This is a genomic window from Micromonospora sp. NPDC005298 (assembly GCF_040607375.1).
Lineage (GTDB): Bacteria > Actinomycetota > Actinomycetes > Mycobacteriales > Micromonosporaceae > Micromonospora.
The window spans coordinates 289,015-312,868 of record NZ_JBEXGP010000002.1 but is presented as its reverse complement, the minus strand read 5'-3'; the positions used below and the strand labels follow the sequence as shown (position 1 = coordinate 312,868).

Below are 23,854 nucleotides of genomic sequence, written 5' to 3'. Positions count from 1 at the left end.
GCAAGATCAGCGGGACAGGGGGGGCGGGTCAGGGGTGGAGCATGTGCAGTTGGGCCTGGTGTTTGGGGAGGTGGACGCGGGCGTGCAGGTCGAGGGTGCGGGACCAGGGCAGCGGCTCGTCGACGACCAGGTCGAAGCCCTCGCGTAGGTGGGTCTCGACCGGGGTCTCGGCGGCCAGGCCGAGCTGGTCGACAAGCCCGCACAGACGTTCGCTGGTGCCGTGCAGCAACGCGGTGAGGCCGCGCAGGCCGCCCTGTTCGGCGACGAGCGCGTCGAGCTGCGGACGGTGGATGTCCTCCTCCAGCTCGTAGTAGGCGAACGGCGATCCCGCCAGCAACGCCTCGGTGGCCTGGACCATCAGCTCGTCGTTGGCGACCAGATGCGCCACGATCTGCTCGGCGCTGAGCTGCCCCTGCGGAGCCGCCTCGAACTCCCCCGCGCCAAGCTCGGCGAACACACCGCCGTACGCCCGCCGCAAACCTCCACTGTCCATCCACCCAGTCAACCCGCCCCGGCGGGAGTTAGCGGCGGGATTGGCGGGAGCGGAGATAGTCGCTGACCACGTACTCGCCGAGGTCGTCGGTGTCGGGGGTGAACATGCGGCCCCGGCTGCGGCGGGCCACCGCGTCGACGAAACGGCGCAGGCCCGGGTCGTCGCCGAGCATGAACAGGTTGAGTGTGGCGCCGTAGCGGCTCAGCCGGTCCACCTCCCGGACGGTCGCCTCGATGGTCTCCGGCAGCGGCGGCCAGTGGAACAGCGCCTCCCCGTCGTCCGGGTCCAGGTGCGCGGTCGGCTCACCGTCGGTGACCACCAGCACCACCGGCTCGGCGTCCGAGTGCCGGCGCAGATGCCTCCCGGCCAGCCGCAACGCGTGCTGGAGGTTGGTGCCCTGCTGCATGTCCGGCTCCACCGCCGCCAGCTCCTGCTGGGTGAGTGTCATCGCCTCCCGGCCGAAGCCCACGATCTGCAACGCGTCCTGCGGGAATCGGGTCTCCATGAGGTGCGCCAACGCCAGCGCCGTCTGCTTCATCGGCCCCCAACGCCCCTGGGAGATCATCGAGTACGACAGGTCGACGCAGAGCACCACCGCGGCCGAGGCGCGCTTCTCGGTCTCCACCACCTCGAAGTCGTCGGCCGCCAGTTGCAGCGGAACGGTCGGACCGGCCCGGCGGACCGCCCGGGTCAGCGTGCGGACCACGTCCAGTGGCTGCTCGTCGCCGTACTCCCAGGGGCGGGACGCGCCGCTGACCTCGCCCGCCGCACCCGCCGACCGCAGGTCGTGCTGGCCGCGTGGACCGGCGGTCAGGTCGGCGAAGACCCGCCGCAGGGCGGTACCGCCGAGCCGGCGCAGCGCCTTCGGGCTCAGCGTCAGCCCGTCCGCGTCCCGGCTCACCCAGCCCTGCCGACGCAACTCGCGCTCCAGCTCGCGCAGGCGACGCACATCGTCGGCCGCGTCCCGGCCGAGCGTACGGGCCACCGCGTCGACGTCCACGTCGTCCAGGGTGGCGCCGGGGTGCTCCTGGTCGAGCTGGTCCAGCAGGTCGTCCAACTCGCCGATCTCACCGAGCGCGCCGGCCGCGTCGCCGTAGTCCAACGGTTGGTCGCCGCGCACCCGCTCGCCACGACCCCACCGCAGGTCGGGCCGCAACGACCGCAGGTTCGCGTCGAGCGCGGACAGCTCCCCGGCGAGGCGGTCGCCGAGCGACTGCTGCATGAGGCCGGCCAGCTCGGCGCGCTGCCGCTCCGACAGCGAGTTCATCAGTCGTTCGCCGGCCGCCGAGCGGCGCGCCAGCACGTCGATCAGCTCGTCGACGGTCTCCGGCTTCTCCGGGAAGAAGTCGCCGTGCCGGCGCATGAACTCGGCGAACGCGTCGGTGGTGTCCTCCGCGCGGGCGTGCCGGGCCAGCAGGTCGTTCAGGTCGCCCATCATCTCGGCGAGCCGCTGCTGGGCGGCCGGGTCGGCGGACGCGCGGACCGCGTCACGCAGCCCGGCGAAGCGCTGACCGAGCACGTCGTCGCGGAGCTGGTCGAGGATCCGCTGGTACGACCGGCGGGCCTCGTCGCTGGCCCACTGGTAGCCGGACAGCTCCTCCACCGCCCGAGCCGTGGAGCGGGGCAGGTTGTCCAGCACCGACTCGGCGAACCGCGCGGCGTCGTCGTCGCGGCCCCGCAGTTCGTCCCGTTCGGCGGCGAGGGCCTGGTCGAGCAGCGCCTGTGCGCGGGTCACCGCGCCGTCGAGATCGCCACGGCGCAGTGCCTCGCGGCGCAGCCGTCGCGCTCGGGCGGCCAGGTCGTCGAGCCCGCCACGCCCCTGCGGGCCACGACGCAGCAGGTCACGCAGCGCCTCGCGCAGGCTGCCGCCGGCCAGCACCTCGGCACCGACCGCGTCGACAGCCTCGCGTACGTCGTACGGGGGTGCGAGCGGGTCGGGCCCGCCGTTCCACTGCCCGTACCGGAACCGGTTGCCGGCCACGGTCAGCCCCGGCCGCCGTAGACGGTGCGCCCGGTGTCGGTGACGTCCTTGCCGAGCCGGCGGGTCAGGTGCAGTCCTTCCAGCACGAACTCGACGGCGGCGGCGGCCTCCTCCGGGGTGGGCGCGTCGCCCAGGTCGAGCCGGTCCAGGACCTTCGCCAGCCCGGGTACGGTGCCCACCTGGCGCAACAGCTCGGCGGCGCTGACCAGCTCGCCGGTCTCGATGGCCGTGCCGTCGTCGACCAGGGCGGTGAAGCCGGACAGGTCCAGCCCGGCCAGGTGCGCCCGGAACGTGTCGGCGGTCGCGGTCCGCAGCAGGTGGGCGAGGATCTCGACCTCCCGCCCCTCCTCGCCGCTCTCGAACTCCACCTTGCCGCGCAGGGTGGAGGTCACCGACATCGCGTCGCCGACACGCGCCACCGCCGCCTCAGCTGCAAGGAAGGGCCCCTTGTTATCGCTTTCCGTTGTAGAAGGGCCCCCTCCTAACACCTTGGCGGAGGCGGCGAGCAGGCCGGCACGACGCAGCGCGGCACCGGCGACGGTCTCGGCGGCGGCGATGGCGAACCGGGCGGAGACGCCGGAGCGCGGGTCCACCGACGGCGATTCGCGCACCGCGCGGGCGAACCGGGCCAGCACCTCCAGGACGTGCTCGGGCACGTCGGCGACCAGGTCGGCCTCCTGCCGGATCAGCGCCAGCTCCAGGTCCAGGTCGACCGGGTAGTGGGTACGGATCTCCGCGCCGAACCGGTCCTTGAGCGGGGTGATGATCCGGCCCCGGTTGGTGTAGTCCTCCGGGTTGGCGCTGGCCACCAGGAGCAGGTCGAGTGGCAGGCGCAGCTGGTAGCCGCGAACCTGGATGTCCCGCTCCTCCAGCACGTTGAGCAGGGCCACCTGGATGCGTTCGGCCAGGTCGGGCAGCTCGTTGACGGCGAAGATGCCCCGGTTGGTGCGGGGTACCAGCCCGAAGTGGATGGTCTCCGGGTCACCGAGGGTACGGCCCTGGGCGATCCGGATCGGGTCGACGTCACCGATCAGGTCGCCGACGCTGGTGTCCGGGGTGGCCAGCTTCTCGCCGTAGCGCATCGAGCGGTGCAGCCAGCCGACCGGCAGGTCGTCGCCAGCCTCCGCGACCTGGGCGCGGGACGCCGGGGTGAGCGGGTGCATCGGGTGCTCGTTGAGCACCGAGCCGGGTATGACCGGGGTCCACTCGTCGAGCAGCGCGCCGAGGGAGCGGATCAGACGGGTCTTGCCCTGGCCGCGCTCGCCGAGCAGCACCATGTCGTGCCCGGCGAGCAGGGCCCGCTCGACCTCGGGCAGCACTGTGTCGTCGTAGCCGACGATGCCGGGGAAACGGGGCTCGCCGGAGCGCATCCGGGCCAGGAGGTTGTCGCGGAGTTCCTGCTTGACGGTGCGGTACTGGTGACCGGCCGCCCGTAGCGCGCCGAGCGTGCCGGGCAGGTCGGCCGGTGGAACCGGGATTACCGGGGTAGGCGCAGTCACCCGACCCACGCTAGCTCACATTCGCCGGGGTGCCCCGGGCATCGGGGGGCACCCCATCGCCATCCTCAGCCCCGGCCGCAACGCCCGCAGGCCCCGCGGCGGCGCAGGTGGTACGCGAGGGTCGCCGCGGCGAGCGCCACTCCCCACAGCGGCCAGAGCAGCATCGGCGCCCCGGTCAGGCTGACCCCGCCGGTGAGCTCCCAGAACTTGGGGTTGCTGAGCAGCCCCAGGCTGGCCGCGGTCACCGCGATGGCGACCAGGGTGGCGGGCACCACGGCCAGCAGCACCGGCACCCGGCGTCCGGCGAGCCCGACCATCCAGCGCGGGAACCGCTCACCCCAGCGCTGTACCAGGCCGAGGGTGAGGATCGCGCCGACGGTGGCGAAGGCGCCCAGCCCGAACCCGGCCCAGACCAGTCCGGTGTCCTGCATCTCGGTCAGGAACTCGCGGGAGATGCCGAGCGGGATGCCGGCCGCCCAGGCGAAGCGGGTCACCGCGTACGTCAGCGGAATCACCGCCGCGATGCCGGCGGCCCACCGACCCCAGCGGGCGGCGGCGGCCGGGGTGGTCCAGCCCCGGTCGGTGTCGTCCCGGCCGCAGCCGACGCAGGCCCCGGCGGTGCGGCGCTGCCAGGCGAGCACCGCCCCGGCCAGCAGCAGCCCGCCGGCCAGCGCGGCGAACCGGCCGAACAGGGCCCAGTTGAAGACGTCGGAGTAGTCGACGGGTGGCCAGCCGAACGGCGCGCCGACGATCAGGATCGGCAGGTAGCCGAGGACGATCAGCACCCGTGCGTCCGGGACGACCACGGCGAGTCCGAACGCCACCGCCCAGGCGTAGCCGGCGAGCAGCGCCCGCAGCGGGCCGGGCGGGCGGACCGCCGGGCGGCTCATGGCCAGGGCGGCCACCGCGGCGGTGAGCAGGACGCCGGCGAAGAGCGGGGTGGCCAGGTCCACCGGCACCAGGCGCAGCAGGTTGACGTCGCCGCCGTGCGTGTCGTTCGCGCCGAACGGATAGCCGGCGCCGGTGAGTGTGGCGACCAGGGCGAGTACGCCCCACAGGCCGAGCCAGGCGGCGGCCAGTGGGGCGAGCCGGTCGGGCCAGCGGGAGTCGGAACGCGGTCGGGATGCGGTGATCGTCGTCATGCTCTCAGCGTCGACCGGCGGCCTGGCGATTCCCTCCCGGCCTGCGGTGAACCCGCTCCCCCGGGTGGGGGACCGGTCAGCGGGACGGTGTGACGAAGCCGGACTCGTAGGCGGCGATCACGGCCTGCGTACGGTCCCGGACGCCCAGCTTGGCCAGCACGTTCCCGACGTGCGTCTTGACCGTCTCCACCCCGACCACCAGGTGCTCGGCGATTTCCGGGTTGGACCGGCCGGTGGTCATCAACCGCAGCACCTCGGCCTCCCGTTCGGTGAGCCGGAAGGCGCGTAGCCGGTCACCGCCGGCCGGCCCGTACGCCCCGACGAGCTGGCGGATGGCGGCCGGGAAGAGCAGCGACTCCCCCGCCGCGACGACCCGGACGGCCTCCACCACCTCGGCGGGTCGGGCCCGTTTGAGCAGGAACCCGGAGGCGCCGGCGCGCAGCGCCTCGTAGACGTACTCGTCGTTGGCGAACGTGGTGACGACCAGGATCCGGGGCGGGTCGGCGGAGGTGGCCAGCAGGTGCCGGGTGGCCTGGATGCCGTCGATGCCGGGCATCCGCACGTCCATCAGCACCACGTCGGGGCGGTGCCGGGCGACCAGGGGTGGTACCTCGGCGCCGTCGGCGGCCTCGGCGAGGACCCGCAGGTCGGGTTGGGCGTCGATGATGGCCCGCAGCCCGACCCGGATCAGCTCGTCGTCGTCGACGATCAGCACACCGGTGGTCATCGCGTGTCCTCGTAGGGCAGGCGGGCCCGGATCAGCCAGCGGTCGCCGTCCGGCCCGACGGTGAGTCGACCGCCGAGCAGCAGTACCCGTTCCCGCATTCCGTCCAGGCCCCGACCGGACCGCCCCGTGTCGGCCCGGTCGGGGCGGCTCATCGTGTTGACCAGTTCCAGCTCCAGTGCGTCCGGCCGCAGGTCCAGGCGCAGGGTCACGGGCCCGTGGCCGTATCGGGCGGCGTTGGTCAGTCCCTCCTGGACGATCCGGTAGCCCTCCCGGGAGACGATCGCGGGCAGTCGCGCCGGGTCGCCGACGCGCCGTTCGTGCACGGTCAGCCCGGCCGCGCGGGTGTCGGCGACCAGCCGGTCCAGGTCGGCGAGGGTACGTTGCGGCGCGGCCGTGGGTCCGTCGCCGCCGGTCTCGCGGAGCAGCCCGAGCACGTGGTCCAGTTCGTCCATCGCGGTCCGGCCGACCTCCTCGATGGCGGTGAGCGCACGCCTGACGAACTCCGGGTCGGTGTCGAGCATCTCGCGGGCCGCGCCGGCCTGGAGGGTGGCGACGGTCAGGGCGTGACCGACGGAGTCGTGCAGTTCCCGGGCCAGCCGGTTGCGTTCGGCGAGTCGGGTGGCCCGCGCCTCCAGCGCGGCGATCCGCTCGGCCTGGGCGGGGCCGAGCAGCACCGGCGCCATCGAGACGGCAAGCGCGCCGAGCCCGGCGACGGCGTAGCCGAGGCCGACCAGCAGCGCCACCCCGGTCAGCGTCAACAGACCGCTGTCCCGTCCGTCCAGCGGCCCGAACCGTTCCTGGCTGGTCAGTTCGGCGCCCACACCGAACTGCTGGGCGATGAACGCCAACGCCATCGGCAGGGCGCTGAACAGCGCGATCACCACCAGCGCGCCGACGATCAGGTGCGTGGCGATCCAGAGGGCGCTGCGCAGGCGGCTCTCCCGGTCGCCCCGGTGCCCGGGCGCGGGGTCGGGCAGGTCGACGCCGAGCAGCGCCCGTACGGCGGCGATCTCCAGCGCCCGGCTGCCGTCGAGCAGCAGCGGCACCACGGCAATCAGCGCCGCGATCACCAGCAGGGCGTACACGAGTGGGCGGGGGATCGTCGAGTCGGTGAGCAGTTGCGCGAAGGTCACCGCGAGGACACCGTACGGCAGGGCCAGCACACCGCCGAGCAGCAGGAACACGCCGCGTCGCCAGGTGGTGCCGGCGATCAGCGGGGCCAGTGCGGCTCGGACGCTCACCTGGTCATTCTGCTGCCGGTGACGGACCGGGCGACTCCCCCGTGCCGGGGATATCTCAGCGGTGGTCGGCGACGTACCCCTGTGGGTCCTTGTCACGGAACGGCAGGTCGCGGCCGTTCTTGTGTTCGCCGTAGAAGGTCAGCCAGCGTTGGCCCAACTCGGCGCGCAGTTCGAAGCTGGCGTGCCGGCGGAAGTCGGGCAGCGCCTCGTCCTCCTCCTCGGCCAGGTGCTCGCTGTTCTCCCGGCGGGCCGTGCCGACCGCCTCCCACCAGGGCTTCGAGCCGACCGGGTGCAGCTTCGACTCGGCGATGGCGTCGCGGATCTTGTTGTGGTCGCCGATCGCGTCGGCTGTCTCGTCCTCGCCGTCGTCACCGTGCTTGACCAGGTGCGGGTAGAGGATCGCCTCCTCCGCCTCCGCGTGGATGTCCAGGTGCAGGGCGAGGGCGTCCCAGATGGCGAGCAGTTCCTGCTCGTCGCGGGCGTCGTCGAGGCGGGCGAAGCCGCGCCGGAAGGCGGCGTGGTCGTCCAGGATCAGTGCGGTGATGTCGTCCACTGTGCTCACTTTCCCGTCGTGCCGGCGAACCGGGCGCGCAGCATGGCGGGCATGGCGGCGAGGCCGGTGATCGGCCGGAAGCTCTTCGCGGCTTCGGCGAGCGCCGCGTACTCGTCGTCGGCGAGGTCGATGTCCGCGGCGGCGGCGTTGCGTTCCATCTGCTCCACCCCGGAGGCTCCGGGGATGGCCAGTACGTTCGGGTGGCGCAGCAGGTAGGCGAGCGCGATCTGGCTGGGGGTGGCGTCGTGGGCGTCGGCGACCTGGCGCAGCGTCTCGATCAGGGTGGCGCCGCGTTCCAGGTTCTCCGGCAGGAAGTACGGGTTGGCCCGCCGGACCGCGCCGGAGGGCGGGTTCTTGGCGTCGTAGCGGCCGGAGAGGAAACCCTGTGCCAGCGGGCTGTACGCGATGACGACCCGGCCGGTCTGCCGCGCGTACGGCAGCAGGTCCTGTTCGGGGGCGCGGTCCAGCATGCTGTAGCGGACCTGGTTGCTGAGCACCCGCCGGCCGAGTGCCGCCTCGGCGACCTGCCAGCGGCGCAGCCCGTAGTTGCTCACACCGACCTCGGTGACCAGGCCGACGTCCTGCAACACGCGCATCCCGCGCATGGTGGTGTGGTCGGCGACCAGCGGGTTCGGCTGGTGCACCTGGTAGAGGTCGATGCTGGTGACGCCGAGTCGGGCCGCCGAGGCGACCGCCCGCTGCTGCACCACGGCGGCCACCGGCACCACCGGAAAGATCTTGGTGGCGACGGTGACCTTGGGCCGGTCGTCGCCGAGGGCCGCGCCGAGGATCCGTTCGCTGCGCCCGAAGCCGTAGATCTCGGCGGTGTCGAACACCGTCACGCCCAACTCCACGGCCCGCCGGACGATCTGCGCCGCCTGCCGCTCGAAGTCCGACCCGTAGCCCCATTCCCGGGAGCCGAACTGCCAGGTGCCCAGCCCGATCTTGGACAAGGGTTTGGGGGTGTCGAGCGTGATGAACCGCATGGCGTCGAAACTACCCCGCTGTCCGGGTTTCCACGCCCGATCTCCGGCAGCACCGGCCGGAGCTAGGCTCATGATCGTGACCTACCTCGCCGCGGATGACCGCTACGACACCATGACCTACCGGCGCAGCGGACGCAGTGGTCTGCGGCTGCCGGCCGTCTCCCTCGGGCTGTGGCACAACTTCGGACCGGACCGTCCGTTCGACAGGCAGCGCGACATCGTCCGGCGCGCCTTCGACCTGGGTGTCACCCATTTCGACCTGGCCAACAACTACGGCCCACCGCCCGGTTCGGCGGAGGAGAACTTCGGCCGGATGCTCGCCACCGACCTGCGGCCGTACCGCGACGAGCTGGTCATCTCCAGCAAGGCCGGCTACCTGATGTGGCCCGGCCCGTACGGCGAGTGGGGTTCGCGCAAGAACCTGATCTCCTCGCTGGACCAGTCGCTGGGCCGGATGGGGCTGGACTACGTCGACATCTTCTACTCGCACCGGTTCGACCCGGACACGCCGCTGGAGGAGACGATGGGCGCGCTGGACGCCATCGTCCGCTCCGGCAAGGCGCTCTACGTGGGTATCTCCAACTACAACTCGGAGCAGACCAGGCGGGCCGCCGCGATCCTGCGTGAGCTGGGCACGCCGCTGCTGATCAACCAGCCGGCGTACTCGATGCTCAACCGCTGGACCGAGGACGACGGCCTGCTCGACACGCTGGAGCAGGTCGGCGCCGGCTGCATCGCGTACAGCCCACTGGCCCAGGGCCTGCTGACGGACCGCTACCTGGGCGGCATCCCGGCCGACTCGCGGGTGCGGACCAGCGTCTTTCTCAACGAGAGTGACCTCAGCGACGAGAAGATGGCCACCATCCGGGGGCTCGGCGCGGTCGCCGAGCGGCGCGGCCAGTCGCTCGCGCAGCTCGCGCTGGCCTGGGCGCTGCGCGACCCGCGGATGACCAGCCTGATCATCGGGGCGAGCAGCGTCGCGCAGTTGGAGACGAACATCGCCGCGCTCGACAACCTCGACTTCACCGCCGAGGAACTGGCCGAGATCGACGGTCTGCTGGGCTGAGCGCCCGGGTCACCAGATCCGGCGTCGACCGGCCCGGTGGTTGCGGACCCCGCACTGCCGCCCGGCCGGCGCCGCGACGCTCCGGCGTCGCCAGCCGGCAGTGATCAGCAACGCCAGCAGCAGCACGGTGGCAGCGCCGGCCAGCACCGGCCACCGGGCGCCGAGGTCGGTCACCGACGCCACCGGCACGCCCGGGTCGGCGGCCGCCGCGACCGGCGGCTCGGTGGCGGCCGGCCGGCTGGCGGCGGTACGCGCGGCAGCGGGCGCGCTCTTCGCCGCACCGCTCTTCGCCTTGCGGAAGACCACGTCCGAGCAGGAGTAGTAGGTGTCCGGGGTGTTGGAGTTCTGCCAGATCGTGTAGATCAGGTGTCGACCCTCGCGGCCCGTCGGCAGCCGGCCCGCCAGTTGGTACGCCTCGGCCCGTACCGGCGGGTCGGTCACCGTGAGGAAGGGGCGGGTCTCCAGGTCCGACCAGGTGAGCCGCTCGCGGGGGTCGTAGTCGGTGCGGGTGACGTAGAGCCGGAAGGTGCCCCGGTGCTCGATCGTGGTCCGGTACCGGAAGGTGAACGTCGCGCCCGGGGTCAGCTCGGTGGACGGCCAGTCGGTCCGGGGCAGGTCCAGTCCCCGGTACGCGGACAGTCCCCCGCTGCACAGTTCGCCGTCCGGAATCCGCTCCCGGTCCCGGCCGTTGATCGCGGCGACCCGTACGTTGTCCCACTCGCGTACGGCGGCGCCCGCCCGGACGGCTGCCCGACAGGCGGCGGTCGCCGCGTGCCGGCCCTGGGGTCCGCAGGCGGCGGCGCGGCTGATCGGGTCGGTCGGGGCGCCGTGGGCGGCGGCGGGCGTGCCGGTCAGCGGCACGGTCACGGCAGCGACCAGCACGGCGGCTAGCACTTGGCGCATGGTCATGGCGTTGACCTCCCGGGCAGTGGTACGGGCGCGGAGGGTCAAAGGTTCGACGTCGGCTGGTCGGGAATCGTGGCACCGGCCGCGGCGTTCCGATAGGCGGCACGAATTCAGGCCAGACCCCCAGGCCGAGGAGGCAGAGATGAAGGTACGTAGCTCGTTGCGTGCGCTGAAGCAGAAGCCGGGTTCGGTGGTGGTCCGCCGTCGTGGCCGGGTGGTCGTGGTGAACCGCGCGAACCCGCAGTGGAAGAGCCGCCAGGGCTGATAACCCACTTATCGGATATACAGTCGACGAACGTCCTGACCGGGCCACTCCGGTCAGGGCGTTCTCGTGTGCCGCGCCGTACACCCATCCAATTACGTACGTCGATGTCTTGCCACTGTCGGCGGTAACAGCTACCGTCCCCGCAGAGGCGAAGGGCACGCTTCCACGCTTCACCCACCCGCGCCGGCCGCTGACACGGTCCACGGGCACCCCACTGGTCACTCCGGGCACCCTGGTCGCCTTCGCACGCGGCCGGGTGAGGCTGACCGCCCGATTCACCGGGAGCCGACTCCACGACGGATCCGGCGACGTCACACAGTCGTCAGGACCTCCGTATCCACCACCCGGACGCCATCCTGGCGAGGAGTTGCCCCAGATGAATCCGCAGTACATCCGAACAGCGCGCCGACGGGTCGGTCTCGTCGTCGGCGCAGTGCTCACGCTGCTGGCGGCGGGCCTGATGGTCGCCGGCAACGCCCAGGCGGCGGCCGGCTGCCAGGTCGCCTACACCGTGCCGTCGCAGTGGCAGGGCGGCTTCACCGCCGACGTGAAGGTCACCAACCTCGGCGACGCGGTCAACGGCTGGACCCTGACCTGGACGTTCCCGTCCGGCCAACGGGTCAGCCAGGCGTGGAACGCGACGGTCACCTCGTCGGGCGACCAGGTCACCGCGCGGAACCTGAGCTACAACGCCGCCCTCGCCACGAACGCCAGCGTCTCCTTCGGCTTCAACGGCTCGTGGACGGGTGGGAACACGGCGCCGACGTCGTTCGCGCTCAACGGGATCACCTGCACCGGCAGCGTGGGCACCCCGACGCCGACCCCGACGCCGACCGATCCCCCGCCGCCGAGCGGCGACGCCATGGCCACGGTGGCAGCGATGCAGCCGGGCTGGAACCTCGGCAACACCCTCGACGCCATCCCGGACGAGACCGCGTGGGGCAACCCGCTGGTGACCCAGGCCCTGCTGCGGAAGGTGAAGTCGGAGGGCTACAACAGCATCCGAATCCCGATCACCTGGAGCAACCACCACGGCCCCGCCCCGGCGTACACGATCGACGCGGTCTGGTTGGCCCGGGTCCGCCAGGTGGTCGACTGGGCACTGGCCGAGGGGCTGTACGTGCTTGTCAACCTGCACCACGACTCCTGGCAGTGGATCAACGGCTATCCCGGCGACCGGACGACCGTGATGAACCGCTACACCGCGCTGTGGAACCAGATCGCCACCACGTTCCGCAACCACTCGTCGAAGCTCACCTTCGAGAGCATCAACGAGCCACAGTTCACCGGCACGTCCGGTGACGCCCAGAGCGACGAGCTGCTGCGCGAACTCAACGTCGCGTTCGTCCGTCTCGTCCGCCAGTCCGGTGGGAACAACACCGGCCGGCTGCTCGTGCTGCCCACCCTGTACACCAACTCCAACCAGGCGCAGCTCGACGCGCTGTCGACCACGATCAGCCAGCTGGGCGACCGGAACATCGCGGCGACCGTCCACTTCTACGGCTGGTGGCCGTTCAGCGTCAACATCGCCGGCGGCACCCGCTACGACGCCAACGTCGAACAGGACATGGTCGACGGGTTCGACCGGGTGGCCACCACCTTCGTCGCCAAGGGCATCCCGGTGATCGTCGGCGAGTGGGCGCTGCTCAGCTACGACTACACCCGGCCGGGCATCATCGAACGCGGCGAACTGCTCAAGTACGTCGAGGCCGTCGGCTACCACGCCCGGACCCGCAAGCTCACCACCATGCTGTGGGACGCCGGTTCGTTCCTCAACCGCAACGACCTCCAGTGGCGCGACCCCGGCCTGTACGCGCTGATGAAGGCGAGCTGGACCACCCGTTCGGCCACCGCGTCGTCGGACCAGATCTACGTACCCCGTGGCGGCTCCATCACCGCCAGGTCCCTCACCCTGAACCTCAACGGCGCCTCGTTCCGGAGCCTGCGGCACGGCAGCACTGCGCTGACCAGCGGCACCGACTACACCGTGTCCGGCAACACGCTGACCCTGACCGGCGCGGCCGTCACCCGGCTGGTCGGCAACCGCGCACCGGGCGTCAACGCCACACTCGAAGCGGTCTTCTCGCAGGGCGTGCCCTGGCCGATCAACGTCATCTCGTACGACCCACCGACCCAGTCGGCGGCAAACGGCACGACCAGCTCGTTCACCATCCCGACCCAGTTCCGCGGCGACCAGCTCGCCACCATGGAGGCGAAGTACGCCGACGGCAGCGCCGCCGGGCCGGCCAGCTGGACCTCGTACAAGGAGTTCTGGAGCACCTTCCAACCCGACTACACCGCGAACACGATCATCATGAAGCCGGAGTTCTTCGCCGAGGTCAACGACGGCACGGTCACCCTCACGTTCCACTTCTGGAGCGGGACGCAGATCACCTACCGGGTGACGAAGGCCGGCACGTCCGTGACTGGCAGCCCCGCCTGAGCGCGCGGGCCGGCCAGACAACAGGAAAGCGCCCCGGTTGATGATCATCAACCGGGGCGCTGACCCGCGTCCGCAAGGTGGAGCCGAGGGGACTCGAACCCCTGACCCCCACACTGCCAGTGTGGTGCGCTACCAGCTGCGCCACGGCCCCTTGCTGTCGTCCCGGTCGCCCGGGCACTGGGAAACTATACACAGACCGGCCGGCATGGTCATCTCGCGGGGGTGCCACCACCGCCGGGTCAGTTCAGCGCCACGTCCGGGGGGAAGTGGGCCACTGCCGCCATCATCCCGCCCTGCCGGCGCAGCACCATCGGCCACAAATCGTCCGGACGGTCGACGAACGCGTCGCCGGGCAGCGCGTCCAGCACGAACCAGGAGCCGTCTTCGATCTCCTGCTCCAACTGCCCGCCGCCCCAGCCCGAGTAGCCGGCGAACACCCGGATGCCGCCGATGCTCTCCCGCAGCCGCTCCGGGTCGACCGACAGGTCGATCGTGCCGACCGCCCCGGAGACCTGGTGGAAGCCCTTGACCCGGCGCATCGGATGGCGCATGCGGGCCAGGCAGATGGCCGAGTCGGGCTGCACGGGGCCGCCCTCGAAGAGCACCGCCGGGTGGCGGGCCAGGTCACTCCAGTCACCGAGCACGTCAGCGACCGGCACCTCGGTGGCCCGGTTCAGCACCACACCGAGCGCGCCGCCCGGCTCGTGGGCGACCAGCAGCACCACCGTACGGTCGAAGTTCGGGTCCTTGAGCGCCGGAGTCGCGACCAGCAGCCGCCCGGTCATCGACTCCATCGCGCGTCCGCCGATCGCCTGGCCCTCTCCCTGCATCCCACACACCCGTCAACCGTGAGCCCGCACCGGGGATCCGCCAACCACCGGATCCGCACGGTGCATCGGGATCAGCCGCGCTGTCAACGCCATGCCTGGCACCATAGCCTGCGTCCCGGGCGCTGGCTAAGGTCTGACCAGCAGGTGATCGGACAGTTGGGACGGAGGCTCGATGACGCCGACGGCGGACGTGGCGGTGATCGGTGGGTCAGGCCTGTACGCGTTCCTCGACGGCACCGCGCATGAGCTGGACACCCCGTACGGGCCACCGTCGGACGAGGTGACGATCGCCGAGGTGGCCGGGCGGCGGGTCGCGTTCCTGCCCCGGCACGGTCGGGACCATCGATATCCACCGCACCTGATCCCGTACCGGGCGAATCTCTGGGCGCTGCGTTCCCTGGGCGTACGCCAGGTCCTCGCCCCCTGCGCGGTCGGTGGACTCCGCCCCGAGCTGGGGCCTGGCACGTTCGTGGTGCCGGACCAGTTGATCGACCGGACCAGCGGCCGGGCTCAGACCTACTACGACCGGGGAGCGGTGCACGTGCCGTTCGCCGACCCGTACTGCCCGCACGGCCGGCGCGCGCTGCTGGATGCCGCCGCGGGTCGGGGCGTGGCGGCCGTGGACGGCGGCACGGTCGTGGTGGTCGAGGGTCCGCGGTTCTCCACCCGTGCCGAGTCGCGCTGGTTCGCCTCGATCGGCGGGACTGTCGTGAACATGACCGGCCATCCGGAGGCGGTCCTCGCCCGCGAGTTGGCCCTCTGCTACTCGTCGATCGCGCTGGTCACCGACCTGGACGCCGGGGTGCAGGTGGGCGACTCGGTGACCCAGGAGGAGGTGTTCCGGGTCTTCGCCGCGAACACCGACCGGCTGCGGGACGTGCTGCTGGACGCCCTGGCGGCGCTCCCGGCCGCCCGGGACTGCGCCTGCGGCCGGGCGTTGGACGGCATCACCGTGCCGTTCGCGTTGCTCTGAGCCGGGGGCCGGCGACCAGAGCGCCCGGGAAACGCCCGAAAGGTCCGTCACATCCCGATAGATTCGGTTGATCGGGAGGGCGACCACGGTCGTCCCTGCGCGCGAGACGGAGGCGGCGGCGATGGCAACGGTTCGGGACGCGACGTACGACGTGCTCCGCGCCCTCGGCATGACCACCGTCTTCGGCAACCCCGGGTCGACCGAGGAGCCGTTCCTCCAGGACTTCCCGGCCGACTTCCACTACGTCCACGCCCTGCACGAGGCGACGGCTGTCGCGATGGCCGACGGCTACGCCCAGGCCGCCGGCATCCCCGCGCACGTCAACCTGCACACCGCGCCCGGCACCGGCAACGGCATGGGCAACCTCGTCACCGCCTGGCACAACAAGACGCCACTGATCGTCACGGCCGGTCAGCAGACCCGGGAGATGCTGCTGCTCGAGCCGCGACTGACCAGCCGTCGCGCCACCGAACTACCCCAGCCGTACGTCAAGTGGGCCTACGAGCCGGCCCGGGCGCAGGACATCCCGGCCGCGCTGCTGCGGGCGTACGCGACCGCTGTGCAACCCCCGGCCGGTCCGGTCTTCCTGTCGCTGCCCATGGACGACTGGGCCCAGCCCGGCGAGCCGACACCCGGGGCACGGTCGGTGGCCACCCGGTTCGGGCCGGACCCGCAGCGGTTGGCGGAGTTCGCCCGGGTCCTCGCCGACAGCCGCGCCCCGGCGCTGGTGTTCGGGCCGGGGGTGGACCGCTCGGGCAGTTGGCCGGAGGCGGTCGCGCTGGCCGAGCGGCTGGCCGCACCCGTCTGGTCGGCACCCGCGCCGGAGCGGGCCGTCTTCCCGGAGGACCACCCGCACTTCCGCGGCGTGCTGCCGTTCGCGATCGGCCCCCTGGCCGAGGCGCTGAGCGGGCACGACACCGTGCTGGTGGTCGGCGCCCCGGTGTTCCGCTACTACCCGCACGTACCGGGTGAGCACCTGCCCCCCGGTACCCGTCTGCTGCACGTCACCGACGACCCGGACGAGGCCGCGCGAGCCCCGGTCGGCGACAGCCTGCTCGGCGACCCGGGGCTGACCCTCGCCGCGCTGCTCGACCTGATCCCGCAGGCCGACCGGACTCCCCCGGAACCCCGGGCCACCCCGAGCGCACCGGAGATCGGCACACCGTTGACCGCCGACGCCCTGTTCGCCGCGCTGGCCGGACACTGGCCGGCCGACGGGGTGCTGGTGCAGGAGTCACCGTCCAATCTGACCGCGCTACGCCGCCGGCTGCGGATCACCCGACCGGCCTCGTACTTCACGATGGCCAGCGGCGGCCTCGGCTACGGGCTGCCGGCCGCGGTCGGCGTGGCCCTGGCCGAGCGGGACACCGGCCGGAGTCGGCCGGTGGTGGCGGTGATCGGCGACGGCTCGTTCCACTACTCGGTGCAGGCGTTGTGGACGGCCGCGCGCCTGTCACTGCCGGTCGTGGTCGTCGTCCCGGTCAACCAGCAGTACGCGATCCTCAAGGCGTTCGCCGAGTTGAAGGAGACGCCCGGGGTGCCGGGGCTGGACCTGCCGGGGTTGGACGTCACGGCGATCGCGGCCGGCTACGGCTGCGCCACCGAGGTCGTGGAGACCCCCGACCAGCTCGGCGCGGCCCTGACCGCCGGGCTGCGCGCCGACCGTCCCACCGTGTTGCCGGTGCCGATCAGCACCGACGTGCCGAGCATCCTCTGACCGGCCCGCCCGTCAGCGCGGGACGATCGACAGCGGGGCGCCGGTGCCGACGTCCAGCACCGGGCGGGTGCCCAGCGGCGCCGCGAGGGTCACCGTGACCGGTTCGAGTTTGAGCAGGTCGACGCAGACTCCGGTGGCCCGTGTGACGCCACCGCCCACCACCACGGCGTCCGGCCCCTCCCGTACCAGCGGGGTGATCCCGGTGTCGCAGGCGCCGACTCCGAGCCGGACGGTCAGCCGCGCACCGTCGACAGCGGCCAGGTCCTGGGCGGCGACCAGCCCGTCCGGCAGCGGCCGGGACGGCATGGCGGGTGTGGGGACCGGCGTGACCGCCGTCGACGCGACGGCGAGCCGGGCCACCGGGGTCGCCAGCTCCTCGACGGTGAACAGCCAGGCCGGCACCTGGGCCTCACCCCGGCTGGTGCGGACCGGTACGGTCCCGAACTTCACGCCGGTCACGGTCAGCGCGAGGCAGGCCGTCCGGGGCGCGTTGGTGACCCAGCCGTCCGGTCCTGGTTCGACTGTGGGGCCGCCCGGACTCGGACGCCCAGGCCGTTTCGGCCGCCCCGGGCACGGTTCCGGGTCGCCCTGGTCGAGTTGCCGGTACGCCTCGGCCGCGCTGACCAACGGCACGGTCAGTGCGCCGTCCGGGAACCGGATCTCCCCGCCGACCCGGGTGGGCGGGATCGGGACCTGCTCCCGGTACCAGCCGGCCCGGAACGCCGCCTCGGTGTCGGGCGTGAAGCGCGGATCGCCGACGAGCACGGTCGGACCCTGCAACGGCACGTACCCGCTGCGCCACGCGGCGTCGGGTCGCCACGCCTCGGCGATCTCGGCGGCCCGCTCGTCGAACGCCGCCGACCGCTGCGGCGGGTCGCCGGACCCGACCGCCGGGCCGGCGTCCGTCGGGGCGCAGCCCACCGTGATGAGCAGGGGGAGGACGAGCAGCAGGGCCGGTCGACGCATGCCGGTACGACGCGTCCGTCGACACCCCGGTTCCCCGATGGGCGGTCAGGTTTCGCCGCCGAGATCCATCTGGTACGCCTGCCAGAGCACGTCGGCGCCCCGCCGTCGGTGTCGGGCCAGCGTCCGCAGCAGGTACCCGGCCCGGTGCCGTACCTCGTCGGGGCTGGTGTCGGAGCCCTCCGCCAGCCGCTGCACGGCCAGGAGGGTGGCGACGATCGCGCCGTGCTCACGGGTCAACAGCCGTACCGCGTGGTGCAGCCGGGGCGAGTGGGTGAGCAATTCGCGGTAGAGACCGGTCGGGCCTTCGGTGACCCGGACGTGCTCGGCGAAGCGGTGCCCGACCGGGCGCAGACGCAGCAGCAGGTCGTCGCGCCAGCGCGGCTCGGTCGTCGGAAGGGCGACCGCGCGGGCGAGGGCGTGCACGTCGCCGGCGAGCCCGGCGGGCCGGGGCTCACCGGGCAGACCGAGGGGGTACGGATCGGGAAGCCCGGTCGGATGGGGGTGCGCGGCGGACCGCCGGGCGACGAGTGACTGCTGCTGGACCGGTCCGGTGGCCATGGCGCCTCCCGCGCTCTATCCCATACGCCGATGGTGAACCGCGGGCCGTGTCCTTGTCCAGGGTCGCCGTACGCCTCATCTGCCCCAGGCGCCCCAGGCGTCCCGGCGTCCTCAGTGCTGGTCGCGGGCCGCCTGGCGGCGCAGGTGCGCGGCGACCGAGTGCGCGTCGCCGTCCCGTCCGCCGGCCGGTCGGCCCGCCGTGATCGCGTCGGCGAGCGCCAACAGCTCGGACGGGGGCAGCGTGGCCAGCCCCATGCCGCGCAGCGGGACGGTGACCCGCTGCCCGTTCGACGTGGCGATGACGCTCCGCATCCGGTCGGAGTCTCCCACCCCACGGTGCGGCGCCGCGCCGGTGTCGATCCGGGCGGTGGCGAGGTCGACGGTGCGGGTCCGGAGCGCACCCCGTACCCGCGCCCGGCTGCCGTCCAGCCACACGGCCGTGCGGAGCACCCGCAGGACGAGGTACACGCCGAGCAGGACGAACGGCAGGCCGCAGAGCCCGACGAACGGGCTGGGCCCGTCCGCGCCGCCGGAGTCGCGCAGCGCCGGGGGCAGCATCCCGGGCGGCAGGTCGCGGGCCTCCTCGTAGGAGGAGAACGCGTCGCCCGGGCCGGTCAGCCGGCGCAGCAGCCCGCCGGCGATGAGGGGCACCAGCACGAACGCCGCGCCGACGGCCGCGACGAGGACACCGGCCACCACCGCGACCGCGCGTTGGCCGGGTGACGCGCCGACCGACAGACGCAGCTCCTGGTTCGTCACAGCGGCAGCGTAGTGGAGCGTCGCCGGACGCCAGGTGACGCTCGACGTCCCCCGGCACGACGAAGCGCCCCGGCCGTGGGGCCGGGGCGCTTCGCTCGAGGTGGTGGAGGTGCCGGGAATCGAACCCGGGTCCTTCGCCGGTTTGTCAGGGCTTCTCCGAGCGCAGCTCGCTGTGCCTCTACTCGGCCCCACCGCTCACGCGAGCAAGTTGGTGTGACGGGCCCAGTCGCTGATTGATCTCGCCGCACGGACCCCGCGACCGGGTCCGATTGGCCAGCCTTCTAGCTGATGCCGGCTACTGGGACGAAGGCGTTCCCAGGCCGACAGACTTAGCTACTCGCCTCAGGCGGCGAGAGCGAAGTCAGCGCGATTGTTCTTGGCGCTTATTGGTTTCCGACGACCGATTCTCGAGACGACGTCGGCTTCCTCGGCTCGCTTCCCCTGTCGCTGCGTACGAAGTCGAAACCAGTCACCCCCTCGACAGGCCGCCGATGTGGCGGCACTGACAAGACTAACGCCTGCCGCAACGGCTTTCATCCCGAGCCCCGGGTCGGCACGCCGACCTGGACAAACGGGATGAATCAGTCGTCCATTCCCTTGCCCCGTCGACCGGACACCCGGGCGATCTCCCGGTCCGCGTCGCGCTTGGCGAGATCCTGACGCTTGTCGTACGACTTCTTGCCCTTGGCCAGGGCGATCTCCACCTTGGCCCAGCCGTCGGAGAAGTAGACCTGGAGCGGGACGATCGTCAGACCACCCTCGCGGGTCTTCCCGACGAGCTTGTCGATCTCACCCCGGTTGAGCAGCAGCTTGCGCGTACGCCGGGGCTCGTGGTTGGTCCAGGTGCCCTGGGTGTACTCCGGGATGTGCATGGCGTGCAGGTACAACTCGCCGTCGCGTTCCTGGGCGAACGCGTCGACCAGCGACGCCCGCCCGGCCCGCAGCGACTTGACCTCGGTGCCGGTCAGCGCCATGCCCGCCTCGTACGTGTCGAGGATCGAGTAGTCGTGGCGCGCCTTCTTGTTGGAGGCGACGACCTTGCGCCCCTTCTCCCGTGGCATCGGTGCCACCCCCTCCCGTCGGAACGTCGCGGCCGAGGTCACCCCGGCCGGACAACCGATCATGCTACCTGAATGACAAGAACCCTCCCGCGCCGTTTATTTCCGGCGGCGGGAGGGCCCCTGTGCGACGACGGGACGACCCGTACGGTGCCTAGACCCGCAGGTAGAAGCGCAGGGTGATCCAGGCGGTGGCGGCGCTGACCAGGCCACCGACGCCGGCCATCAGCGGGAAGATGAACAGGATGTCACCCCAGCTGATCGGCGAGAGCAGACCCTGCAAAGCGCTGAGCGACCCGTCGAAGAGCAGATACTTCGCCGCGACGAGAGCGACCAGGCCCAGCAGCGAGCCGATCAGGCCGGCCACGACGGCCTCCAGCACGAACGGCGCCTGGATGAACCAGTTGGACGCGCCCACCAGCTTCATGACCGCCACCTCACGCCTCTTGCTGTACGCGGCCACCTGGATGGTGTTCGCGACCAGCAGCAGGGCGGCGATCGCCATCACGATGGCGGCGGCCAGCGCGATGTTCTGGATCGAGGTCAGGATGTTGAAGATCTTGTCCAGCAGGCGGCTCTGGTCGACGATCTCGTCGACACCCGCCGTGTCCTTGTACTGGTCGTAGATGTTCTTGTACTGCTCCGGGTTGTTCAGCTTGAGCCGGAACGACTCGGGCAGCTGGTCCGGCTTGACGGCGTTCACCAGGTCCGGCGCGTCCTGGTACATCTCCTTGAAGCGCTTGTACGCCTCGTCCTTGTTGACGTAGAGGACCTCCTTCACCAGGGGGTCGTTCTTGAGCTTGCCGTCCAGGTCGGTGCGCTCCTGCTCGCTCACCTCCTGGTTCAAGAAGATCGAGACTTCGATGTTCTTGTAGTAGAGGTCCTTCATGTCGTCGACCTGGCGGTACATGAGACCGCTGGCGCCGAGCATGGTCAGCGAGACCGCCATCGTGATGATCATCGCGATGGACATGGTCACGTTGCGCCACAGTCCGACCAGTACCTCGGACAGGACGTATTTCACGCGCATCGGGATTTCCTCCGGGTCTCCGGCATGAGGTGTTCGTCGTCAGGCTGCGAATGGGGTGGAGCGCCGGCTCACCCGTAGACGCCGCGGGCCTGGTCACGCACGATGCGACCGCTCTCGATCTCGACGACGCGGCGGCGCATCTGGTTCACGATGTTGGAGTCGTGGGTGACCATCACGACGGTCGTGCCGGTGCGGTTGATCCGGTCCAGCAGGCGCATGATCTCGATCGAGGTGTCCGGGTCCAGGTTTCCGGTGGGCTCGTCCGCCAGCAGGATCAGCGGACGGTTCACGAACGCCCGGGCGACGGCGACCCGCTGCTGCTCACCACCGGAGAGCTCGTGCGGGTAGCGGTGCTCCTTGCCACCGAGCCCGACCAGCTCCAGCACCTCCGGCACGACCCGGCGGGCGACCGCCTTGGTCTTGCCGATCACCTCGAGAGCGAACGCCACGTTCTCGTAGGCGGTGCGGTTCGGCAGCAGCCGGAAGTCCTGGAAGACACAGCCGATCGAGCGGCGGAAGTGGGGTCGCTTCCAGGACCGCATCGACGTGACGTCCTTGCCGTTGACGACGACGCGCCCCTTGTTGGGGGCGACCTCGTGCAGCAGCATCTTGATGATTGTGGACTTGCCGGAGCCGGATGGACCGATGAAGAAGACGAACTCGCCCTTCTCGATCGAGACGGACACGTTGTCGAGCGAAGGCCGGGACGCCTTCGGGTACGTCTTCGTCACTTGCTCAAGCTGAATCACGGGTGGTGAGTCTACGCGGTGTAACAACTGAGCCAAGCCCCACGCCCCACAGATCCGGCGCGCGTCGTCGAATCAGGCCTCTACCTGGAGATCGACGACGCGCTCCGCCCGCGAGCCGTCACGCACCGTCGCCGGCGAGCTGACGCTGCTTGCGCCAACGGATACCGGCCTCGATGAACTCGTCCAGATCGCCGTCGAAGACCCCGCTCGGATTGCCGGTCTCCTGCTCGGTTCGGAGATCCTTCACCATCTGATACGGGTGCAGGACGTACGAGCGCATCTGGTCGCCCCACGAGCTGGTGCCGCCGCTCTTGAGGCCGGCCATCTTCTCTTCCTCCTCCTGGCGCTTGCGCTCCAGGAGCCGGGCCTGGAGCACCCGCAGCGCGGAGGCCTTGTTCTGCAACTGCGACTTCTCGTTCTGGCAGGTCACCACGATGCCGGTCGGGATGTGGGTCAGCCGGACCGCCGAGTCGGTGGTGTTGACGCTCTGCCCGCCGGGGCCGGAGGAGCGGTACACGTCGACGCGTACCTCGTTCTCCGGGATGTCGATGTGGTCGGTCTGCTCGGTGACCGGCAGGACCTCGACGCCCGCGAAGCTCGTCTGCCGGCGGCCCTGGTTGTCGAACGGGCTGATCCGCACCAGCCGGTGCGTGCCCGACTCGACGCTGAGCGTGCCGTACGCGTAGGGCACCTTGACCGCGAAGGTGGCCGACTTCAGGCCCGCCTCCTCGGCGTACGAGGTCTCGTAGACCTCGGTCGGGTAGCCGTGCCGCTCCGCCCAGCGCAGGTACATCCGCAGCAGCATCTCGGCGAAGTCCGCCGCGTCCACGCCACCCGCGCCGGCCCGGATGGCGACCAGGGCCTCCCGGGAGTCGTACTCGCCGGAGAGCAGGGTGCGGACCTCCATCTCCTGGATGGCCTTGGTCAGCCCGGCGATCTCCGTCTCGACCTCGGTGAGCACACCCGGGTCGGATTCGGCCTCGGCCAACTCGAGCAGCACCTGGGCGTCGTCGAGCCGGGCGCGCAGGCTGCCCAGCTTGCTGATCTCGCCGTTGACGTACGACAGCTGCGAGGTCACCTGCTGAGCCTTGGCCTGGTCGTCCCACAGGTCGGGGGCGGAGGCCTCCTGCTCAAGGCGGGCCTTGTCCTCGTGGAGACGGTCGAGGTTGAGGACGGCCTCGATGTTTCGCAGGGTCGCGTCGAGTTCCTTGAGCTGTTCGGCGTAATCGGCAGCGGTCACGACAGACAAGGGTACTGCGCAGACGAGGAGTGAGCTTGCGAGCCCCGCAGGTCCGCGCCAAATCGGCACTGCGTCACGGCAGCTCGTTCCCTGTCGGCGGACCCGCCGGAGATCACCCGACGGGGGCGGACTTCAACCACGACAGCGCGGCCCGGTGGTAGGCGACGGCGAACTCCAGGGCGCTGGCGTCGTAGGTCTCGCCGTCCCGTTTGGCGTTCTTGACCTGCTCCCGGACCTGGGCGAGGGCCTCGGTGTGGTACTCGTTCGCGGAGGCGTACAGGCTCTTGAGCTGGCTGGCGGAGTGCAGGTTGCCGAAGGCCATCCGGAGCGCTATCGGGTTACGGATGGTGTCCCGCCCCGGGTTCTCCGCCAGCCAGCGGGAAAATGTCCGTTTCCCGCTGGCGGTGAGAGCGTACGGTTGGCTCATCCGCGGCCCCGGCTTACCGAGCCGCACGAAACCCCGCTCGGCCAGCACCGGCAACTCGCGGTAGACCTGACTGCGGGTCATCGACCAGTACGGCGCCAGACGGCGCTCAGCGGCGGCCATCAACTGGCCGCCTGTCATCGGGCCCTCGTGGAGGAGGCCGAGCAGGGCCGCCGCCGTAGGGTTGACTCCGGATTCCGCCATGCCCACTACGCTGCCACTTTGCGCACGCGGCGTCCAGGATTTGG

Annotated in this window: 23 protein-coding genes, 1 tRNA gene and 1 other RNA gene; 5 read left to right on the top strand and 20 right to left on the bottom strand. The window is 71.5% G+C overall.

Going from position 1 to position 23,854, the window contains the following annotated elements:
- Window positions 1-28: 28 nt before the first annotated feature.
- The 8 genes from ABZS77_RS06095 to ABZS77_RS06060 form a co-directional block, all read right to left on the bottom strand.
- Window positions 29-493, bottom strand: coding sequence for a hypothetical protein (locus ABZS77_RS06095; RefSeq protein WP_354817979.1), 465 nt, complete (start codon window positions 491-493; stop codon window positions 29-31).
- Window positions 494-521: 28 nt separating this feature from the next.
- Entirely contained in the window at window positions 522-2,474 is a 1,953-nt protein-coding gene (locus ABZS77_RS06090; protein WP_354817976.1) for a VWA domain-containing protein, read from the bottom strand.
- 2 nt (window positions 2,475-2,476) lie between these two features.
- Entirely contained in the window at window positions 2,477-3,982 is a 1,506-nt protein-coding gene (locus tag ABZS77_RS06085; protein ID WP_354817973.1) for a sigma 54-interacting transcriptional regulator, read from the bottom strand.
- A gap of 56 nt (window positions 3,983-4,038) precedes the next feature.
- On the bottom strand, window positions 4,039-5,115 hold the full coding sequence (locus ABZS77_RS06080; protein WP_354817970.1) for a hypothetical protein: 1,077 nt from the start codon (window positions 5,113-5,115) through the stop codon (window positions 4,039-4,041).
- A gap of 76 nt (window positions 5,116-5,191) precedes the next feature.
- Window positions 5,192-5,842, bottom strand: a complete 651-nt coding sequence (locus tag ABZS77_RS06075; protein ID WP_354817967.1) for a response regulator transcription factor — start codon at window positions 5,840-5,842, stop codon at window positions 5,192-5,194.
- Window positions 5,839-7,083 carry a histidine kinase gene (locus ABZS77_RS06070; RefSeq protein ID WP_354817964.1) on the bottom strand — a complete coding sequence of 415 codons (1,245 nt, stop codon included), beginning with the start codon at window positions 7,081-7,083 and terminating at the stop codon, window positions 5,839-5,841. The genes ABZS77_RS06075 and ABZS77_RS06070 overlap by 4 nt, the downstream gene beginning before the upstream one ends.
- Before the next feature lie 55 nt (window positions 7,084-7,138).
- Window positions 7,139-7,645 (bottom strand): hemerythrin domain-containing protein, encoded by a 507-nt coding sequence (locus ABZS77_RS06065; RefSeq protein WP_354817962.1) that lies wholly within the window; start codon window positions 7,643-7,645, stop codon window positions 7,139-7,141.
- Entirely contained in the window at window positions 7,642-8,622 is a 981-nt protein-coding gene (locus ABZS77_RS06060; protein WP_354817959.1) for an aldo/keto reductase, read from the bottom strand. The genes ABZS77_RS06065 and ABZS77_RS06060 overlap by 4 nt, the downstream gene beginning before the upstream one ends.
- Window positions 8,623-8,692: 70 nt before the next feature.
- Between ABZS77_RS06060 and mgrA the strand changes: the two genes are divergently transcribed.
- Entirely contained in the window at window positions 8,693-9,688 is a 996-nt protein-coding gene (gene mgrA, locus ABZS77_RS06055) for an L-glyceraldehyde 3-phosphate reductase (protein ID WP_354817956.1), read from the top strand.
- 9 nt (window positions 9,689-9,697) lie between these two features.
- Here mgrA and ABZS77_RS06050 read toward each other — a convergent pair whose 3' ends face one another.
- Window positions 9,698-10,597 (bottom strand): lytic polysaccharide monooxygenase, encoded by a 900-nt coding sequence (locus ABZS77_RS06050; RefSeq protein ID WP_354817953.1) that lies wholly within the window; start codon window positions 10,595-10,597, stop codon window positions 9,698-9,700.
- A 139-nt stretch (window positions 10,598-10,736) separates the two neighbouring features.
- On the opposite strand from ABZS77_RS06050, the gene ABZS77_RS06045 reads away from it, so the two are divergent.
- Together ABZS77_RS06045 and ABZS77_RS06040 are read left to right on the top strand one after the other, a co-directional pair.
- The gene (locus ABZS77_RS06045; RefSeq protein ID WP_030490864.1) at window positions 10,737-10,859 is read left to right on the top strand and encodes a 50S ribosomal protein L36; all 123 of its coding nucleotides are present in this window, start codon (window positions 10,737-10,739) and stop codon (window positions 10,857-10,859) included.
- A gap of 376 nt (window positions 10,860-11,235) precedes the next feature.
- Window positions 11,236-13,302 (top strand): cellulase family glycosylhydrolase, encoded by a 2,067-nt coding sequence (locus ABZS77_RS06040; RefSeq protein WP_354817950.1) that lies wholly within the window; start codon window positions 11,236-11,238, stop codon window positions 13,300-13,302.
- Between the two features lie 78 nt (window positions 13,303-13,380).
- On the opposite strand, the gene ABZS77_RS06035 is transcribed toward ABZS77_RS06040, so the two are convergent.
- Together ABZS77_RS06035 and ABZS77_RS06030 are read right to left on the bottom strand one after the other, a co-directional pair.
- Window positions 13,381-13,453: transfer RNA gene (locus ABZS77_RS06035), tRNA-Ala, on the bottom strand.
- A gap of 88 nt (window positions 13,454-13,541) precedes the next feature.
- Window positions 13,542-14,132, bottom strand: coding sequence for a YqgE/AlgH family protein (locus ABZS77_RS06030; RefSeq protein WP_354817947.1), 591 nt, complete (start codon window positions 14,130-14,132; stop codon window positions 13,542-13,544).
- Window positions 14,133-14,304: 172 nt separating this feature from the next.
- Here ABZS77_RS06030 and ABZS77_RS06025 point away from each other — a divergent pair, with 172 nt between their 5' ends.
- Entirely contained in the window at window positions 14,305-15,105 is an 801-nt protein-coding gene (locus ABZS77_RS06025; RefSeq protein ID WP_354817944.1) for an S-methyl-5'-thioadenosine phosphorylase, read from the top strand.
- Window positions 15,106-15,226: 121 nt separating this feature from the next.
- Window positions 15,227-16,822 (top strand): benzoylformate decarboxylase, encoded by a 1,596-nt coding sequence (gene mdlC / locus ABZS77_RS06020; protein ID WP_354817941.1) that lies wholly within the window; start codon window positions 15,227-15,229, stop codon window positions 16,820-16,822.
- 12 nt (window positions 16,823-16,834) lie between these two features.
- On the opposite strand, the gene ABZS77_RS06015 is transcribed toward mdlC, so the two are convergent.
- From ABZS77_RS06015 to ABZS77_RS05975, 9 genes are all read right to left on the bottom strand, one after another.
- Window positions 16,835-17,788 (bottom strand): hypothetical protein, encoded by a 954-nt coding sequence (locus ABZS77_RS06015; RefSeq protein WP_354817938.1) that lies wholly within the window; start codon window positions 17,786-17,788, stop codon window positions 16,835-16,837.
- 45 nt (window positions 17,789-17,833) lie between these two features.
- Entirely contained in the window at window positions 17,834-18,346 is a 513-nt protein-coding gene (locus tag ABZS77_RS06010; RefSeq protein ID WP_354817935.1) for a hypothetical protein, read from the bottom strand.
- Between the two features lie 111 nt (window positions 18,347-18,457).
- On the bottom strand, window positions 18,458-19,105 hold the full coding sequence (locus ABZS77_RS06005; protein ID WP_354817932.1) for a hypothetical protein: 648 nt from the start codon (window positions 19,103-19,105) through the stop codon (window positions 18,458-18,460).
- 101 nt (window positions 19,106-19,206) lie between these two features.
- Window positions 19,207-19,582: a transfer-messenger RNA gene (gene ssrA / locus ABZS77_RS06000) on the bottom strand.
- Window positions 19,583-19,686: 104 nt separating this feature from the next.
- Window positions 19,687-20,166 carry an SsrA-binding protein SmpB gene (gene smpB, locus ABZS77_RS05995; RefSeq protein ID WP_354817929.1) on the bottom strand — a complete coding sequence of 160 codons (480 nt, stop codon included), beginning with the start codon at window positions 20,164-20,166 and terminating at the stop codon, window positions 19,687-19,689.
- Between the two features lie 151 nt (window positions 20,167-20,317).
- Window positions 20,318-21,193, bottom strand: coding sequence for a permease-like cell division protein FtsX (gene ftsX / locus ABZS77_RS05990; protein ID WP_354817926.1), 876 nt, complete (start codon window positions 21,191-21,193; stop codon window positions 20,318-20,320).
- Between the two features lie 68 nt (window positions 21,194-21,261).
- Window positions 21,262-21,942, bottom strand: coding sequence for a cell division ATP-binding protein FtsE (gene ftsE / locus ABZS77_RS05985; protein ID WP_030331491.1), 681 nt, complete (start codon window positions 21,940-21,942; stop codon window positions 21,262-21,264).
- Window positions 21,943-22,060: 118 nt separating this feature from the next.
- Window positions 22,061-23,182 carry a peptide chain release factor 2 gene (gene prfB / locus ABZS77_RS05980; protein ID WP_354817923.1) on the bottom strand — a complete coding sequence of 374 codons (1,122 nt, stop codon included), beginning with the start codon at window positions 23,180-23,182 and terminating at the stop codon, window positions 22,061-22,063.
- Between the two features lie 112 nt (window positions 23,183-23,294).
- Window positions 23,295-23,810, bottom strand: a complete 516-nt coding sequence (locus ABZS77_RS05975; RefSeq protein WP_203177078.1) for a PadR family transcriptional regulator — start codon at window positions 23,808-23,810, stop codon at window positions 23,295-23,297.
- Window positions 23,811-23,854: the final 44 nt, after the last annotated feature.

Excerpts from the sequence above, each read along its gene's own strand:
- ABZS77_RS06095 (WP_354817979.1), bottom strand. The coding sequence starts at position 493 with ATGGACAGTGGAGGTTTGCGGCGGGCGTACGGCGGTGTGTTCGCCGAG.
- ABZS77_RS06080 (WP_354817970.1), bottom strand. The coding sequence starts at position 5,115 with ATGACGACGATCACCGCATCCCGACCGCGTTCCGACTCCCGCTGGCCC.
- ABZS77_RS06075 (WP_354817967.1), bottom strand. The coding sequence starts at position 5,842 with ATGACCACCGGTGTGCTGATCGTCGACGACGACGAGCTGATCCGGGTC.
- ABZS77_RS06060 (WP_354817959.1), bottom strand. The coding sequence starts at position 8,622 with ATGCGGTTCATCACGCTCGACACCCCCAAACCCTTGTCCAAGATCGGG.
- mgrA (WP_354817956.1), top strand. The coding sequence starts at position 8,693 with ATGATCGTGACCTACCTCGCCGCGGATGACCGCTACGACACCATGACC.
- ABZS77_RS06050 (WP_354817953.1), bottom strand. The coding sequence starts at position 10,597 with ATGACCATGCGCCAAGTGCTAGCCGCCGTGCTGGTCGCTGCCGTGACC.
- ABZS77_RS06045 (WP_030490864.1), top strand. The coding sequence starts at position 10,737 with ATGAAGGTACGTAGCTCGTTGCGTGCGCTGAAGCAGAAGCCGGGTTCG.
- ABZS77_RS06040 (WP_354817950.1), top strand. The coding sequence starts at position 11,236 with ATGAATCCGCAGTACATCCGAACAGCGCGCCGACGGGTCGGTCTCGTC.
- ABZS77_RS06030 (WP_354817947.1), bottom strand. The coding sequence starts at position 14,132 with ATGCAGGGAGAGGGCCAGGCGATCGGCGGACGCGCGATGGAGTCGATG.
- ABZS77_RS06025 (WP_354817944.1), top strand. The coding sequence starts at position 14,305 with ATGACGCCGACGGCGGACGTGGCGGTGATCGGTGGGTCAGGCCTGTAC.
- mdlC (WP_354817941.1), top strand. The coding sequence starts at position 15,227 with ATGGCAACGGTTCGGGACGCGACGTACGACGTGCTCCGCGCCCTCGGC.
- ABZS77_RS06015 (WP_354817938.1), bottom strand. The coding sequence starts at position 17,788 with ATGCGTCGACCGGCCCTGCTGCTCGTCCTCCCCCTGCTCATCACGGTG.
- ABZS77_RS06010 (WP_354817935.1), bottom strand. The coding sequence starts at position 18,346 with ATGGCCACCGGACCGGTCCAGCAGCAGTCACTCGTCGCCCGGCGGTCC.
- smpB (WP_354817929.1), bottom strand. The coding sequence starts at position 20,166 with ATGCCACGGGAGAAGGGGCGCAAGGTCGTCGCCTCCAACAAGAAGGCG.
- ftsX (WP_354817926.1), bottom strand. The coding sequence starts at position 21,193 with ATGCGCGTGAAATACGTCCTGTCCGAGGTACTGGTCGGACTGTGGCGC.
- ABZS77_RS05975 (WP_203177078.1), bottom strand. The coding sequence starts at position 23,810 with ATGGCGGAATCCGGAGTCAACCCTACGGCGGCGGCCCTGCTCGGCCTC.